The following is a 16,284-nucleotide window of genomic DNA, read 5'->3' as shown; positions in this document are numbered from 1 at the left end:
ATCAGACAAGAATCCCCGTTCCCCAAATTAGACTTGAGACACCTGGAATATAAAAAGCCGGCGCTCTGCACCGGCTTTTTGCATAAAAGGAATTGTACGGACCGATTGTACGGATTGTACGAACCTGTTTATTCCACCTTCATAAATTCCCGTAGCGCCGCCGTCCACTCCGGGCGGTAGCGCGACAGGAAGTTGACATGACCCGCTTCCGGGAAAGTCACCAGTCGTTTTTCTCCGCCGAGGTTTTTGAAGACCGCATCAATTTCCCATCTTCCCACCCTTTCGTCTTTTTCGCCATAAATGACCATGGCCGGCATTTTCGCGGATCTGGCATCTGTCATGGGCCGGTGCCCGAAGCCCCAGAAGCCATGGATCGCGCCGCCCCAGAACACCACGAGGCCCGCCAGCGGCACTTCCGGCGCGCCAACGGCCCTGAAACGGGCGCAGGTAGCCTCGTACAACGTGGCGAACGGCGCTTCCAGGATTAAGCCCCTCGGTTCCACGCCCCCATCTTTCACGGCTTTCAGCACGGCCGCGGCGCCGAGGCTCGTGCCCAGCAGCCAGATATTCTTTTCGCCGGATTTGCGGAGATAATCGTACGCCGCCTTTACGTCCCGGCCTTCCTGGAACCCGACGGTGGTGTAATTGCCGCCGGAGCCGCCGCTTCCCCTGAAATCGACGAGCAGGGTATTAAAACCCATGTCCCGGATGATCATCGCCCGGTCGATCATGCTCGATTTTTTACCGCTATAGCCGTGGAACAGCACAACTGTGCCGCGGGCCCGGGGAACGCGTACCAGCCAGGCTTCCAGCGGGAAATCGCTATGCAGGGTAATGGTTTCGTATGGAACGGACGGCACGCTGTTGTTGACGGGCCGGGGATTGTCGACGCCCAACACCACGGTTTTCAGTTTCCCGAGGGTAGACAGGCGGTTGGGATTGGTCCGCGGCGCAGTGGTATGGGTGAAATGGGTGAATTTCCACGCATGCCAGGCACAAAAGAGGTTTAATAACAGGAAAAGGACAGCGACGGTCCAGGCGAGTCTTTTCCAGAATCGGTTACGTTGCATGCGGTGTTATTTTTCCAGTTGCAGTATAGCTTTCTGGAGCGTGAAATTTTCGTCGTTCACGTCTTCCTGCCAGTAATAAACGGTATCGTTTTCAAGGACGATGCGGGCTTGCAGTGCCGCGTCCGTCTGGTATTCGCCGGCGGTGGGGATCATCCAGGGCCCGGCGATTCGCTTCCAGCCGGAGGGTTGCAGTGCCCAGGTGGTCATATAATGCACGGTGCCGTGGAGGGGGCTTTGGAAAAGGGAAATGTCGGGACGGCCGTCGCCGTTGAGGTCGCCCTCGTTGATGAGGCGGAACCGGCCTTCTATGTTCTCCATGGCGGGGATGGCCGTAGTATTGAATCTCACGGCGAAGTAGCTGGGCTCGTCTGCCCCGGTGGACGCCTTCACCAGTTCACGCCAGGCGGAATCGATGACGCCGTCGCCGTTGAAATCGCCTGCAATGCCGATGGCTTCCCCGGGACTATCTTCCTGGGCGATGGCATCCCCGGATGGCTGCGGGGTCGTTGGAACGGGGGATTGATTCAGCGCGGGAACCGAATCCATTCTGACGTCTTTCACGGCCGGCGTTGGCTGGCATGCATATAGGGATGCAAGGGCTATAATAAAAACAATTCTTTTCATGGTAATCCGGGCAGCGGAATGGCGCCGTTGCCGGGCTGCAAAATACATCGATTAGTCTTTCCGTCCACCACGGGAAAAGAGGAAAATGATCAAACCCAGCACCAGGGCTACGAGGATGAGGCCCGTCCAGACGCCGGCTTTGAAAATGCCGCCGACGATTTCGCAACTGGAAAGGGTAATTGAAAGGAGGGCGATGATGGAAAGTGAAAGGATTCTGTTCATAGTGTTTCTTTTTCGGGGATCATATTCTGTGCCGAAAGGGAGTATACCGTATGAACGGACATCTTTGACGAGGAAAGGGGTGTGTTGGGTGGAAGAAATTCCACAGTGGGGGAATCCTGTTATCGATGTCGGGCAAATCGCCATTATTACGATCCGCCGGATGCTGATGTTTTGATCTTTTTTCCGCATCTATGCTTTGCCTGCCAAACGGTTACATCGCCAGTTAACAGGCAATCATTCGTGTTTTTCATCCGCAAGGGTGTATCATAAAGCAACACAATACTTACTCAGGAACAATCGGTAAGGATGTAAGGCGTAGTATGTGGTAATATAGGAAGAAACAGTAAGGATGTAAGGTGTAGCATGAAGCAATACAATACATACTCTGGAACGATCAGTTAGGATGTAGCATGAGAGGCAATATCCATTCAGGGAACGAACGGCTTTTCAGTTATTTCACATGCAGTTCCCCGCCTTTCCAGTAGAAGGTGACATCGCCGGTGAGGTTGATGACGTCGATGAATTCCTGGATGGGCTTGTTACGGTCGAGGCGGCCCCAGAGGCGTTCGCGGCCTACGTTGGGATTATCGATGACGAGGGGGGTGTTGAACCAGCGGTCGAGCATAACGGCGATTTCGGTAACGGTGGCGTTCTCGAAATAATGGATGCCCTGGCGCCAGCTGAGGGTGCGGTTGGCGTCGAACGCGGCCACTTTAATGGATTCTCCGGCGTTGACGAGGGCTTCGCTGCCGGGGTTCAGTTCGATGCGGTCTACGCCCGAGCGCACGGCCACTTTACCGTTAACGAGTGAGGCTACCATTTTATGCTGGATGTATGCGTTGACGTTGAACTCGGTGCCGAGGACCTGCACATCGCCTTGCGGGGTGTGTACGGTGAAGGGATTTTTGGCGCTGGCTTTCACTTTGAAGTAGGCTTCGCCCGCTTCGAGGAAAACTTCGCGCTGGCTACCGTTGTCGAACCGGAAACGGAGGCGGGAGCGGGAATTGAGCCAAACGGTGGAGCCGTCTTCCAGGTTCACCTGGTAATCGAGGCGGGCGGGCACCACGAGGGTGGACCATCCTTCTGCGGGGGCGTTTTCGCCGTCGATTGCGAGGACGCGGTTATTATTGGTGAAGTTGGCGGCATTGGAATGGTGGGTTTGCACGCCGGTGTCTGCCAGGGGGATGGTGGTGCCATCTTCGAGGACGAGCGATGCGGAGCCGCCTTCGGTAACGGCGGCGAAAGTGGCGGGCGCTTTGGTGGCGGGCTTGGTGGCCACAAGCCAGATGGCGCCGGCGAGCATGGCGGCAACGGCGGCGCCGGCGATGGAGCGGACGATGGCCCTGCGGCGGCGGCGCTGCATTTCATGTTGACGGTCGTATACATCGAGGAGGCCGGTGTTCACGTCGAACGACGAGAAAGCTTGCTGCAAATCCTCTTTGGGGATTTGCAGGAGCTCATCGCGCAAGGCACGTGCTTCGGGGTCCGAATCGAGGATGGCGTCCAATTCGGCCTGTTCTTCGGGCGTTATCTGCCCGAGGATCCTGCGAACCAGCAGCAACCGTATATATATACTATCTTCCATGAAAGAATTCGTCTATGTTAATAGATGCAGGTTGGTGGATGAAGGGTGAAAAGACGCCGGAAATAAAAATCCATCCGGGCGGGGCAAACGTAAATATAAGGAGAGAACCATAATTCGGCAAACAACGGTAACGACTGTTGGGTTTTAACCCAAATCGTTAACAATTACATAACGATTTCTTAAACCCTTTTTACCGAATTTTAAGACGGCAGGAACCATGTCCAGCATACAACCGCGTTGGAACACTTATCGAACTGCACTTTGACATTTTTTCTCCACTCCATGCTTAAGACAGTATTCATGTTACGGGCGCGCCGCCAACGGCAGATCAGGAAGAGACAAAAATGATACTGTTACTTTAAAATTCTGCAACTGTGGAGGATCAAGAACTCATTCAGCAACTGCAACAGGGCAATCTGGAAGCCTTTGACCAGGCTTATAAGAAGTATGCACCCACCATGCTTACCATCGCTTATACGTTTATGCGTGATAAAGACGATGCGGCGGACGTGGTGCAGGACTGTTTCGCTACCCTGCTGAACAAACCCCAGCTCTGGAAATCCATCCGCGACATCAGGTGGTACCTCATGCGCATGGTGCAGAACCAGTGCCTCGGCGTGATCCGGAAAAGAGACCTCCAGCAACAAAAAGACGAAGTCTTTCAATACTACAACAAATCCGCGTCGGAAGACATTTCCCTCCCGGACCCCTACAACAACGTCAACCCCCAGGAAAAAGAAAACAAAGTAGTTTCCTGGCTCGGCTCCCTCAGTCCCCAGCGTAAACGCGCCATGGAACTCGTTTACCAGCAGGAATTATCCTACCAGGAAGCCGCCCTCAAAATGGGCATCAGCAAACAAAGCGTAAAAACACACCTCCGCTACGCCAAACAAATCCTCAAATCCAAAATGACCATCATCGCCATCGCCGTTACCTCCATCCTCGTATTCGGTTAAGCGATTATCATAGTAACAGGTCATGCTTGCGGTCAACGACCGCTCCGCATACTTGCGCCTGTTTCTTTCCTCCCGCCGGACTTTCAGCGAATTCCCCTTCATGCTTTTGCATCGCAAGATCCATGTCGTATGCATCCTTCCCAAGCTTCGGCCTTACCGGCTAAAACCGAACAGCAGCAAGCGTTTCAAGATTAAATCCGTCCCCCGCAAAATCAACACATGGCACCAGAAACGGCCGATCACCGTTCATAGCGCCATGCATTTTGTTATCGCTAATTAACTTTTTTAGAAGCCCAATTAGCGGCCGAAGAACCGCTGCGCGAACAGCAACTGGTATTCCACCGCGTTCGCCCAATACGCCCAGGTATGGCCGCCCGGCCGCACCACGTAATCGTGCGGGATGTTCCGGTACATCAGCGTTTCGTGCAGTTTTTCGTTCACGCCGAAAAAGAAATCCTCCGTCCCGCAGTCTATCATCAAGGCCAGCGAGCCCGCCGTCAGTAAATGCAACTGGTTCATCACCGTATGCTGCTCCCAGCGCGCCGGCTGCTCCGCATACGTACCCAGGTGTTTGGCCATATCCCAATTCTTCGGGAAAGGTCGGATATCCACACCGCCGCTCATGCTTCCGGCGGCGCCGAACACGTTCTGGTGGCGCATCGCGAGGTACAGCGCGCCGTGGCCGCCCATACTGAGACCCATAATTGCGCGGCCTTTCGGACTGGCGATCGTTTTAAACTTCCCGTCCACCCACTTCACCAACTCTTCCGCCACGTACGTTTCGTATTGAAAACCCGCATCCACCGGGCTATCCCAGTACCAACTGCCAAAACCGCCGTCGGGGCAAACGATGATCATATTGAACCGGTCTGCATAATCTTTCACCGCCGGTACTTTCTTCACCCAATCGGAATAATTGCCGCTATAGCCATGCAACAGGTACACCACCGGCAAAGCCGCGTCTGTAGCCTTTTCCGGCGTAATCACCACGGTAGGGATGTTCTTCTTCATTGCTGCGCTCCAAACGTTGACAGTATCTACTTTGGCCGCGATGGCGGGAAAAACGGCGCATACTACCAATACGGCCGTCCACGAAAAAATCTTTTTCATACAAGGAATTTGCGGCCTTAATATACAGCGGGAATCCCTCTTTTTCAAACGATTTACAGGTGCGCAACGCCGGCAGGGGCCACCAGCGCGAAAGAGAGGAGCAGGGGGAACGAACCGTCCATCCCTTTGCGGATGGCGCGGAGCGACAAAGAAATTTTCTTTTCGACGGTTTTGATGGAAATCCCCAGTTTTTCCGCGATCTCCCGGTACGTCAGCCCCTCTTCCCGGCTCAGGCGCAGGATGTTGCGCTGATCTTCGGGCAGGCGGCTGAGGAGGTTGCGGACGATGCTTTCCATCTCGTTATAAAGCAAGGGCTCGTGATCGATGAGGTCTTGGGTGATGGATGCCAGCCGGTCGTAGAAAGCGGCATCTGACTGGAGGCGGTGCAGAGCTTTAAGTTCCTGGAAACGGACGGCCTGGTGCAGATAGGCGCCGATTTTTTCGATCCGGACGTCTGCACGGCGGTTCCAGAGGGAAATGAACACCTCCTGCACCACGTCTTGCGCCAGCGGCCCGTCGTTCAGCATGGCACGGGCCCGCTGGTAGAGCGTCTTCCAGTAGCGTTGGTAAATCTCCGTAAATGCGTCCTGATCGTCCCCCTGCAGCAATTCATATAACTGCTCGTCCGTATATGTCGAATATGCCGGCATCAAGCAATAAAAGTACGGACTTTTCCGGCATTTTTCGCGGTTGGATTGTACGACCGTACGGCGCTTCGCCTGCGCGAGCGGCACATTTCCGGGATGGGCGGGCCAGCGGGTCAATCGTTCCCAAGAGATTTCCTGAAGGCGCCGGGCGCCATGCCGCTGTGTTTGCGGAACAGCCGGTGGAGGTGGCTCGCATCGCTGAACCCCAGTTCGTCCACGATTTCGCTCACCTGCATATCTGTGTACCGGAGGCGGGTTTCCACGAGCTTCATCCGGTAATTCATGATGTATTCCTGCATGCTGAGCCCGGTTTTGCTTTTAAAATATTCGCTGATGTAACCGGGGCTGATGTGGCAATGGGCTGCGATCTTCTCCGCGCGCAGCGCCTCGGGTTCGGCGATATGTTCATGGATGTAGTGCAGCAAAGCCGAAGCAGTGCCCTGGAGGTCTTTCCTGCCCGGCAAAGGCGCCATGAGCCGGATGTTGCGGGCGGCGACAACGATGAGGGTATTGAGGAGCTGCGTCAGTACTTCATCGCGATGGGGCGCTTCGCTCTCCCGTTCGCGCAGCATGGCTTCGGCAATCGCGCGGACGAGCGGTTTATCTGCCGTGTTGACCAGCACGCAACCGGGCAGGTGATGGTGGTGGTTAAAAATGAATTCCAGCTGCCGGAGCCATTCCTGTCCCATCGTGCGGAGGTGTTCGCGGTTGAAACGGATGAAGCATAACCGGGTGGTGGAATGGATCTCGAAATCGTGCGTGTCTTCCGGGAAAATGACGAACAACTTGTTTCGGGTGTAATGCAGCCGGTGATCGTTGATGATCTGCACGCCCTCCCCTTCCAGCACGAACACCAGTTCGAAATAGGTGTTCCTGTGCCTGCGGGCTTCGTAGTGGTCCGCTTCAAGGTATTCCAGCGCGAAAGACTGGTACATGTGCCGAATGTCCATCCCGCAAAGATACCTGATTTTCCCATCATCGTACAAACAATACAGGTAAATGCTACCCAACTTTGTACAATAAATTAAATCACATGCATACAACCGTATTTCTGTTGCTGCGCCTGGCGCTGGGCGCTAGCATGTTCGGCCATGGGTTGGTCCGCCTGCCGAAGCTCCGTGCTTTCAGCACCTGGATGACCGGTAGTTTCGAGCGATCGATGTTGCCGAAAAGCCTGGTGGAGCCCTTCAGTTACGCGCTTCCGGTGGCGGAGTTCGCGATCGGGCTGCTCCTGCTCCTGGGACTGTTCACGCGGCCGGCGCTTGTGGCGGGCGGCGTCACCATGGCATTGCTCATCCTCGGCACTTCCCTCATCGAGAACTGGGAGGCCATCCCTTCCCAGCTCATTCATGCGGCGCTTTTCGCATTGCTCCTCCAGTTCGTGCAATACAACGGCTGGGCGCTGGATCAGCTCATTCAAAAACATTGACATGCAAAACAGAAGAAAATTCCTCCAAAACACAGGCCTGCTGGGCCTCTCCGGCATCGTGGGCTCCCACTCCGCCCTGGCCGCCCCGGCACTGGGTAACGCCGCCGTTCCATTACGCTGGCCGAACGGTGCGCGGCTCCTCGTTTCCGTTTCCATGCAATTCGAATCGGGCGGCCAGCCTCCCGAAGCCGAAAGTCCCTTTCCTCCGAACATGGCCCCCGGCCACGCCGACCTCCCCGCCGCTACCTGGTACGCATACGGTTACCAGGAGGGCATCCCGCGCATGCTCGACAACTGGGACAAACTGGGTATCAAGGTCACTTCGCACATGGTGGGCTCCGCCGTGCTGAAAAACCCTGCGCTGGCGAAAGAGATCGTGGCGCGGGGGCACGAAGCCGCCGCCCATGGCATGAACTGGAGCAGCCAATATGCGATGGATTACGCCGAAGAGAAAAAATTCATAGCAGACGGCGTGGCGGCGGTTCGCGCGGCCACGGGCGTTACACCGAAAGGCTACAACGCCAACTGGCTGCGCCGCGGCCCCAACACGCTGCGCATCCTCCAGGAACTGGGGTTCACCTATCACATCGACGATCTCGGCCGCGACGAGCCGTTCCTCATCGAACTGAACGGTAAAGATTTCGCGGTGGTGCCTTACACATTGCGCTGCAACGATATCCTCCTCATCGAGGGCAGGCATTTTTCGACGGGGCAATTCCTCGAACAGGTCAAAATGGAATTCGACGAGTTGTACGAGGAAAGCGCCCGCAAACGCAGAATGCTTTCCGTGAGCTTTCACGACCGCATCGGCGGAACGCCGCAAATGGTAAGGGCCGCGCGCGAAATGTTCCGGTACATGCAAAAACATTCCGGTGTGGCGTTCATGCGAAAAGACGAGATCGCCGCCATGGCGCTTGCCGATCCGGCGATCATCCGGGCATAAACAAAGGGCCCCGGAGAAATCCGGGGCCCTGTTATCGCATATATTATCAACCGTTATGCTTATAAGCGATCGAATTCGTCTACCAGTTCCTGCGCGAGCTTCTGGATTTTGGACGTTTCGGCATCGGCCAGCGCGCGCGCTTTGCGGGCGGCTTTCAAGCCTTCGTCCTTTTTCCTGAGCGACAGGCAGATCCAGCCGAAGGTGCTTTGCACACTGTATTCTTCCGGATCCAGTTCCACGGCCTTTTTCGCCAGTTTGTAAGCTTGCGGGAGGAAAGGCTTCATCTTTTCATCAGCTTCCTTTTTACCGCTCACGCGCCTCGCCAGGAAGCTCAACTTTTCCGCCTGATCCTTCAGTACGCCTTTCATTGCCTTGTCTGTCAGCGCGATGTATTGTTTCGCGCGGCCCTCGCGCTGCAGGAATTCTGCTTCCAGCATTACCGCCTGTTGCTGCCGCTCGATGGATTTGGATTTCGAGAAATGCTTCAGCCCTTCGTAGAACGCGGCTTCGTTACCTGCATACACATATCCGTAGAGGGTGCTCGACAGCAGCCTGTCTGTCAGCGCATCCAGGTCCGCGCCGGTGGTGTAATGCTTGAAATCGTCGGTGTGTGCGAGGAAGTATTTGCCGAATTTATCATTGCTGGAGCGTGCCAGGTTTTTGATTGCCTTCCAGCCGAGGGGCGTGCCCAGCGTGCTGTCGGTCATCTTTGCGGCGATTTCAGCTGCGATTTTTTCAGACGCCTGCCGGTCGGAGCGGTTGAGGGCGAGGTAGTAATTGAGGAGGAAAGGAATATCGCGCTGGCCTTCAGCGTATCGTTTTGCCACAGACGACAGGCTGCGGTCGGGATCTGCCGCCATGCGCCCTTCTTCCAGGAATTCTTCGGCCGTCATCCGCGATCCGGTGCGGTGTACGATTTCGCCTTTGGAATTGATGAACAGATAGGTCGGAAAAGATTGGACGTTGTATTTTTTCCGCAGTTCGATCCCTTCTCCTTTTTCCATATCGAATTTCGTGTTCACGAACTGGCCGTTATAGAAGTCGGCGATGTTTTTGAGGACGAACACGTTTTTGTCCATCCATTTGCAGGGCGCGCACCAGGAGGTGTAGCAATCGAGGAACACGAGTTTATTTTCCTTCCCGGCCTGGGCGAGCGTTTCGCTCCAGGACGCGGTGCCGAAGCGGATGCCTTCTTCTTGTGCGCGGAGCGTGAGGGAGGTGAAAAGGGCGAAGATCAGTAAGAATGGTTTCATGATGCAGTTTTTAAAAAGGGCGCCGGGAAATCCGGCGCCGCTTGATTGTATGGGTTTGTCACTCGTGGTTAAGAAAGAAATGATTGGTTTTATCTTTCGTATTGCGGTATGCCGGGGTTCATGGACAGTACGCGCGGGGGAACGGGCAGGATGTACCTGTTGTCGTTCGCCGGGAGCGTCCATGTCTGGCTTTCATGTTTGTGTGTCACCGCTTTCGCGAAGCGCGGGTCCTTGTTGAGGCGCTTCAGATCGAAGAGGCGGTTAGGGCCAACGAAAGCCATTTCACGACGGCGTTCGTCTAGCACAATGCGAAGGGCTGCTTCTCCGTTTGCGGCGGTTAGGGCCTGATTGTTGGTGATCCGCATGTCGCGAAGACGGTTGATGTGCGCCATCGCTTTATTTTTATCTCCGATGCGGGCCTCGCATTCGGCAGCGGTCAGAATAACTTCCGGTGTGGAGAGGCCTACGTTGGCATCCACGTAAGAAGCCCACAGGACGCGGCCCGGGAACTTCAATACCGCGGTGCCGAACTGTGCCGTTCCATCGCAATAGAACAGCTTATAACGATAGTCTTCTGCACCGGCGGGCAGGTTCCTTTTATAGGTTTCAATAAGATCTTCCGTAGCGTATACTTCGGCATACACGGTACCGTTGCTGGAAGAAGTCAGTCTTGCCCAAACGGTTTCCACGTTCTTCTGCACTTCAGGGAATGCCGTGCTGTCAGTCAATTTGCACACGCGGCCGAAGGTACCTTTCTTCGTAGTGTAGATTTTGTAGTCCATCAGCTCGTTGTTGAGCTTCAGGGCTTCGTTCGCATTGGCGAGTGCTTTCTGATAATCGCCCATGTAGAGGTACATACGGCTTAAGAACGCATAACCTACGCTTTTGGGCGGATGGTAAGCGTTGGGAACGCGTACGGAAAGATTCGGCGTTGCTTCGTCCAGATCCTTCTGAATCTGTGCATATACTTCTGCTACCGATACCCTGTTGTATTTCTCGTTGATGTCTTCGGAAAGGAGCATCGGTACGCCGAGGTCTTTGGAGGCAGAGGCCGCATCATAGTGCTTTGCATACAGGTTCACCAGTGTCATGTATTCGTAGGCACGGCCAACAAGCGCCTCCGCACGAATGCGGCGTTTTTCCGCATCACTGCCGTCTTTGGCTTTCATCACGTTGTTAATGATCGCATTATAGGTGAAGATGTGAGAATAAGACGGTTCCCATTGAACGTCCTGCTGTCCCTGCTCCATCACCTGGCCACCTGCAAACGTATACAGGTTCCGTTTGAAAAGCGCGTAACGGCTGAAGCCCGCGGATTTGTTCACATCGTTTTCAAGCCCGGCCTGAACATCGTCTGTCAGGAATACGGGATAGGATGAAACAGCGCGGTACAGCGTCAGGCTATTCAGCAATTTTTGGTAATCGTCTACAAACTCGGGAATGGTAAATCCTTTGGGTTTGATGTCGAGGTACTTGTTACAGCCAGTGGCTATGAGGATAGCGGCGGCGGCAAAGAAGCCATATATCGTTTTTTTCATCTTGCGCATGTTTAGAAGGAAAGATTAAGGCCAAAAGTGTAGCTAGCCGGCGCCAGTACGCCACGGGTAGCATAATTCGTAAGCGTGAGGCCGGACCAAACTTCAGGGTCCAGACGCTGACTGTTAGCCGTCCATCTCCAGGGATTCTGCACCTGCATGCTTACGCGAAGGCCCTTGATTTTGTATTTATCGAGCAGGGAAGACGGGAGATTATACGCGAGCGTTACGTCGCGCAGCTTGAGATAGCTGGCTTTCGCGATATTCACATCCGCAGCGTCCCACAACATTGTAGTGCCGGTGGGAGCCTGCTGGTAATATGCAGGAGCCATGCCGGGGATGTTTTCGTCTCCCGGATTGCGCCAGTAATTCATCGCCAGGCGGTCCATATTGGAAGTATAGTTCAGCTCCGGCAGCTTTGTCAGGTAGGGGGCGATAACATCGCGCATTACATGGCCGCCATAATACATGAACATGAAGTAGAGCTCAAAGTTCTTATACTTCACGTTGTTGATCAGCGAAGCGGAGAACGGGGGAACGGTAGTTCCGGAATTCACCAGGTCGTCGGTAGTCAGCTTAGCCGCATCCGTAACAATGGTGCCGTCTTTGGTTTTCGCCTGCGGGCGGCCGCTGGAATTGAGACCTGCGTAACGGACGCTGTAAAGCGTATTCATCGGCAGCCCGACCCTGTTTTGCGGATTGTACAAAAAGTCGATCACCTGGTTGGCGGAAACGTACAGGTCGGTCAGCTCGTTTTTGTTATAGTTGAAGTTGAACGTGGTTGACCAGCGGAAATCCCTCATGCGGAGGTTCTCGCTCGTAACCGACAAATCCACCCCGCGGTTGAACATCGCTCCGTAGTTCACCATGCGGGAAGACCAGCCTTTCGTAGGGTCTTCCTGGAGCTGCCCCAACAGATCGCTCGTTGCCTTGTTATAGAAGTCCAGCGATCCCGTCAGCCTGCCGCGGAATATACTGAAATCGATCCCCAGGTTCACCACATTCGTCTTTTCCCAACGCAGCTGATTGTTCGGCGCCGCCGTAATATCTGCCTGCGGCTCGTTCGTATAATAGTTCGTACCACCATCCTGGCTGATCAGATAAGGACCGGAATTCTGATAAACGTTACCGTTGACGCCATAGGTCGCACGTGCTGCCAACCGGTCCAGCCAGGGCAGGTCGTTTTCACTGATAACGTAATGCAGGCCGGCAGACCAGAGCGGACGATATTGGTATTTAGGGTCCGTACCAAAAAGATTGCTCTGGTCGATACGGATAGACCCTGTTGCAGTCAGCTTCTCATTGAAAGTGAAAGAGCCATTTCCGAAGAATGATACAAAACGCTTTTCGTTATCCGTGAATCCCCGCTCCCTGCGCGACAGCCGGTACTGGTTAAACAGCGCTTCCGTCCCCATGATCGTGGTCCCCAGCATCGTTAACTCGTCGATCGATTTGTACGAAAGGGAAAACTCGTCGTAACCGTATTTATAGACGTTCGTGCCGGTGTTGTGAACGTTCCTGCGCTCCGCACCTGCAAGCAATTGCAGCTTATGTTTGTCGGAGAACAAGCGGTTGTAGTTCAATTGGGCCCGGAGGGTATAAGACTTGTTGTCGGAACGGGTTTCATCAAACTGTCCGCCATTCGGCAAGTACACTTTCGGTACACCGTTCGTCATCACCGTTGCATCGTTCAACATGGTGCGCACATAGTTGGAGTTCGGGCGATACAGTTGACTGCTGAAAGCTTCAGTGCGCTCATTCTGGTAACGGACGTCGAGCGACAGCCCCTGCATAAGACGCAGGTTCAAGCCTACGTTCATGTTCAGGTAATTAGATTTGTTGCGATAGTATTGCTGGCTCAGTTCGGTTTGCGCAAACATGGTTTCATCCAGCAGTCCCAATCCGTTCAGCCGTTCGATTTCGAATTGCGATTTGGAAGCATACCACTGGGCAGGCGTACCGTCCGGATTCCGGAGCATATAGTAGCTTGCCTTACCGCCGTTGAGGATGTTATACCCGTTGAAACCGTTATTGTATTCCGCACGGGTATGGCTTCCCAATACGTTCACGTCGAGACGGGCCCATTTATTGAGATTGAATAGATTCCGGAGGTTATAGCCGAAACGGTCGTTCGACTGCTCTTTTTCGTAGGGATTGTCGCGCAGGTAGTTAACAGACAGGTTGTACTGGTGTTTGTCCGTGCCGCCTGACAGCGACAGGTTATGTTGTTGCACCAGCGCAGCCTTGCGAAGGAACTCATCTTTTACCTGGCTGTACCGGTCGCGGTTGCGATAAACGTCGAGCTTGCTTTCCAGCTCTGCATCCGTGATATGTCCAGCTTTATTTTCATACATCAATGCATAAACATCATGCATGAAACGGCGTTCGTCGATACCGGCGTAGTCATTAGACCAATATTTGAACATATCGCGCTGGAAGTCTACCAGCTCTGCACTCGACATCCGATTTAAATAAGATCTGTCGGGAAGGGGCGTTACACGGAAGCTGCTATTGAGGTTGACCCGCATGGGACCTGGCTTGCCGGCTTTGGTGACGATAACGATGACGCCATTGGCTGCGCGCGCGCCGTAGATGGAAGCTGCCGATGCATCTTTCAGCATGGTAACTGTGGCAACATCGTTCGGGTTGATGGCGGCAATGCTTCCTTCGTAAGGGATGCCGTCTACAACATACAGCGGTGCGGTACCGGCATACAATGTAGATACGCCCCGGATCTGGGGCTGGTTTTTATAAAAGGTGAACCCGGGCGCAAGACCTTCCAGCCGCTCCATCAGATTCGTCTGCATTTTGTTAGACAAGTCTTTCGACGAAATAGCCGAGAATGAACCGGCTGCGCGTTCTTTTGAAAGCGTGGTATAACCGGTACTTACGATGGAAACACCCTGCAGGCGCGAAGGGAGCAGCTCCAGCTTCACGTTGAGGGTAGTTTCCGGGCCGACTTTCACTTCTTTCTCGCTGTAGCCTACGTAGCGGACCACCAGTACGTCTCCAACCGAGGCGGATACAGTAAACCGGCCTTCCACGTCGGAAACCGCACTTTTTTTGGTGCCTTTGACCAAAATGGAAGCCCCCGGCAGCGGGGTGCCGTCCATATCCGTTACCGTTCCCGAAATATCGATCGCGGCAGGCGTGAGGATCTCCATCGTGGCGGAAGGAGCGAAATTGGCTTTTCTCTTTACGATCACAACATTGTCCAGCACCGTATAAGTAAGGGGCTGGCCGCTGAACGCCTTGCGCAGCGCCGTGTTCAGGTCGGTCTTGAACACTTCCAGGTCAGATACTTCCAGCGACTGGATATCTTCCTTCGAATAGAGGAAAGAAAACCCCGTCTGCCGCTCTACCAGTTTGAAAAAATGCTCGAGCGAAGATTTTCTGATAGAAAAATTGACAGTCTGGCCGAATGTTCCGGCGCTAACGGTAATACATGCCGTCAGCATAAATACAGTGGTGAGCTTCATAATCTTCCACATTTTGCCCCCGGGTAGCATCTTCCGGGAGGTTCTACAATCAGGCGGGCAAGGGATACCCTGCCGGTGTTGGCACCTGGCTTTTAAAATCATACTTTTGATTTTGGGTGATAAATAAATTTTCTCTCAACTGAACATTTGTTTCGCCCTTGGCAACCGGAGCTGGTACCTCCTGTTGCCGGGTCCCGGCCTGCAAGCCGGGATCTTTTTTTGGCTATTAAACTGTCTAATGTCGCTACGGTCTTACGGTGATCTTTTTCCCGTCTATTTCGAAACGCACTCGCCCGGTCATTTCCAGCATCTCCAAAACCCTTGATACGGGCAGGTTCCGCGGGATCGAGCCTACGAAATGGTGTTTCACTTCTCCCTCATATATTATTTCGGCACCATACCAGCGCTGTACTTCGCGCATCACTTCGGTAATGGGCTCCCCGCTGAAATTGAACCGCCCGTCTTTCCAGGCGGTAACGGCGCGCATGTCTACCCCATCGGCTACGTACATTTTCCCGTTCTGGCCGACCTGCGCCTGCTGGCCCGGGCTGAGCACCTCGCTCTGTCCGTTCCCGGCCACGCGCACGGCGCCTTCCAGCAGCGATGTGCGGACCACGGGCTCGTCTTTATAGGCATTGATATTAAAATGCGTACCCAGTACGTGGACCGTCATCCCCCGGGTGATCACGCGGAAAGGATGGGCGGCATCCTTGCTGACTTCGAGATAGGCTTCTCCCTCCAGCTCCACGATACGGTCTTCTCCCCGGAATGCCGTCGGGAAGCGGATCGAAGAGGCGGCGTTCAACCATACCTTGCTGCCGTCTGCCAGGATCAGGCGGAACTGGCAGCCTGCCGGCGTGGTCAGGGTATTGAATACCGGAGTTTCTGCCGCGGCGCCCGGCTGGTACTCGAGCGCGCCTTCGGAAGATTGCAGGATGTGGGTGCCTCCCTGGGCGGCGATGCCGTTGTTACTGGAATCGTCCAGGGCAACAACGGAGCCATCTGCCAGCGTGAGCGTGGGCTTGTTTCCGGCGGGGGAAATGTCGTTCTTGAAACGGACTTCCCTGGCCAGGGGCGCCACGGGCTTGTTCGCAGGCCGCAGGAGGAAAAAGGCCGCTCCGGCAGCCAGCACCATGGCGGCTGCTGCGGCGTATTTGTATAAGGAGCGGCGAACGGGGCGCTGGTGTACCTTTCCCATGATCCGGGCGTACATCAGCACTTCCAGCGCGTCTTCCTCTTCCCGCGTCAGCTCCGCGACGGGAATTTGCTCCAGGCGGTCGCAATACGCGTCTACAAGGCGTTTCTCAGCCTCGGTAGCGGTACCGTCCAGGTAGCGGTCGGTCAACAGAATGAAAGTGTTTTTGTCCATAGGTTTGTACTTATATGTACTGGAATCGGAGCCTCCCCCTACACCCAAAGCCGTTTTTTTTC

Annotated in this window: 14 protein-coding genes; 3 read left to right on the top strand and 11 right to left on the bottom strand. The window is 54.5% G+C overall.

Annotated elements, in window-relative coordinates; genetic code table 11:
• Positions 1–128: 128 nt before the first annotated feature.
• The 4 genes from WJU22_RS07965 to WJU22_RS07950 form a co-directional block, all read right to left on the bottom strand.
• Positions 129–1,070: an alpha/beta hydrolase gene (locus WJU22_RS07965; protein WP_341842708.1), complete on the bottom strand. Its 942-nt coding sequence runs from the start codon at positions 1,068–1,070 to the stop codon at positions 129–131.
• Positions 1,071–1,076: 6 nt separating this feature from the next.
• Positions 1,077–1,631, bottom strand: a complete 555-nt coding sequence (locus tag WJU22_RS07960; RefSeq protein WP_341842707.1) for a hypothetical protein — start codon at positions 1,629–1,631, stop codon at positions 1,077–1,079.
• Positions 1,632–1,745: 114 nt separating this feature from the next.
• Entirely contained in the window at positions 1,746–1,916 is a 171-nt protein-coding gene (locus WJU22_RS07955) for a phosphatidate cytidylyltransferase (RefSeq protein ID WP_341842706.1), read from the bottom strand.
• A 451-nt stretch (positions 1,917–2,367) separates the two neighbouring features.
• On the bottom strand, positions 2,368–3,501 hold the full coding sequence (locus WJU22_RS07950) for a FecR domain-containing protein (protein WP_341842705.1): 1,134 nt from the start codon (positions 3,499–3,501) through the stop codon (positions 2,368–2,370).
• A 374-nt stretch (positions 3,502–3,875) separates the two neighbouring features.
• Between WJU22_RS07950 and WJU22_RS07945 the strand changes: the two genes are divergently transcribed.
• Positions 3,876–4,457, top strand: coding sequence for an RNA polymerase sigma factor (locus WJU22_RS07945; protein ID WP_341842704.1), 582 nt, complete (start codon positions 3,876–3,878; stop codon positions 4,455–4,457).
• 297 nt (positions 4,458–4,754) lie between these two features.
• Here WJU22_RS07945 and WJU22_RS07940 read toward each other — a convergent pair whose 3' ends face one another.
• Genes WJU22_RS07940 through WJU22_RS07930 form a run of 3 tightly spaced genes read right to left on the bottom strand, consistent with a single transcriptional unit; the run spans position 4,755 to position 7,164 of the window.
• Entirely contained in the window at positions 4,755–5,567 is an 813-nt protein-coding gene (locus WJU22_RS07940) for an alpha/beta hydrolase family protein (protein ID WP_341842703.1), read from the bottom strand.
• A gap of 53 nt (positions 5,568–5,620) precedes the next feature.
• Positions 5,621–6,331 carry an RNA polymerase sigma-70 factor gene (locus tag WJU22_RS07935; protein ID WP_341842702.1) on the bottom strand — a complete coding sequence of 237 codons (711 nt, stop codon included), beginning with the start codon at positions 6,329–6,331 and terminating at the stop codon, positions 5,621–5,623.
• Complete coding sequence (locus tag WJU22_RS07930; protein WP_341842701.1) at positions 6,328–7,164, bottom strand: AraC family transcriptional regulator; 837 nt, start codon at positions 7,162–7,164, stop codon at positions 6,328–6,330. The genes WJU22_RS07935 and WJU22_RS07930 overlap by 4 nt, the downstream gene beginning before the upstream one ends.
• An 83-nt stretch (positions 7,165–7,247) precedes the next feature.
• On the opposite strand from WJU22_RS07930, the gene WJU22_RS07925 reads away from it, so the two are divergent.
• On the top strand, positions 7,248–7,643 hold the full coding sequence (locus WJU22_RS07925; protein WP_341842700.1) for a DoxX family membrane protein: 396 nt from the start codon (positions 7,248–7,250) through the stop codon (positions 7,641–7,643).
• A 1-nt stretch (position 7,644) separates the two neighbouring features.
• Positions 7,645–8,586, top strand: a complete 942-nt coding sequence (locus WJU22_RS07920; protein WP_341842699.1) for a polysaccharide deacetylase family protein — start codon at positions 7,645–7,647, stop codon at positions 8,584–8,586.
• 59 nt (positions 8,587–8,645) lie between these two features.
• Here the strand turns inward: WJU22_RS07920 and WJU22_RS07915 are convergent, their stop codons facing one another.
• From WJU22_RS07915 to WJU22_RS07900, 4 genes are all read right to left on the bottom strand, one after another.
• Positions 8,646–9,839, bottom strand: coding sequence for a thioredoxin family protein (locus WJU22_RS07915; protein ID WP_341842698.1), 1,194 nt, complete (start codon positions 9,837–9,839; stop codon positions 8,646–8,648).
• A gap of 89 nt (positions 9,840–9,928) precedes the next feature.
• Positions 9,929–11,377, bottom strand: coding sequence for a RagB/SusD family nutrient uptake outer membrane protein (locus tag WJU22_RS07910; protein WP_341842697.1), 1,449 nt, complete (start codon positions 11,375–11,377; stop codon positions 9,929–9,931).
• 11 nt (positions 11,378–11,388) lie between these two features.
• On the bottom strand, positions 11,389–14,853 hold the full coding sequence (locus WJU22_RS07905) for a SusC/RagA family TonB-linked outer membrane protein (RefSeq protein ID WP_341842696.1): 3,465 nt from the start codon (positions 14,851–14,853) through the stop codon (positions 11,389–11,391).
• 244 nt (positions 14,854–15,097) lie between these two features.
• The gene (locus tag WJU22_RS07900) at positions 15,098–16,222 is read right to left on the bottom strand and encodes a FecR family protein (RefSeq protein WP_341842695.1); all 1,125 of its coding nucleotides are present in this window, start codon (positions 16,220–16,222) and stop codon (positions 15,098–15,100) included.
• Positions 16,223–16,284 lie beyond the last annotated feature (62 nt).

Origin of the sequence: Chitinophaga caseinilytica, assembly GCF_038396765.1 — a bacterium.
GTDB lineage: Bacteria > Bacteroidota > Bacteroidia > Chitinophagales > Chitinophagaceae > Chitinophaga > Chitinophaga caseinilytica.
The sequence above is the reverse complement of the archived record's forward strand: the minus strand, read 5'-3'. Positions and strand labels throughout refer to the sequence as shown.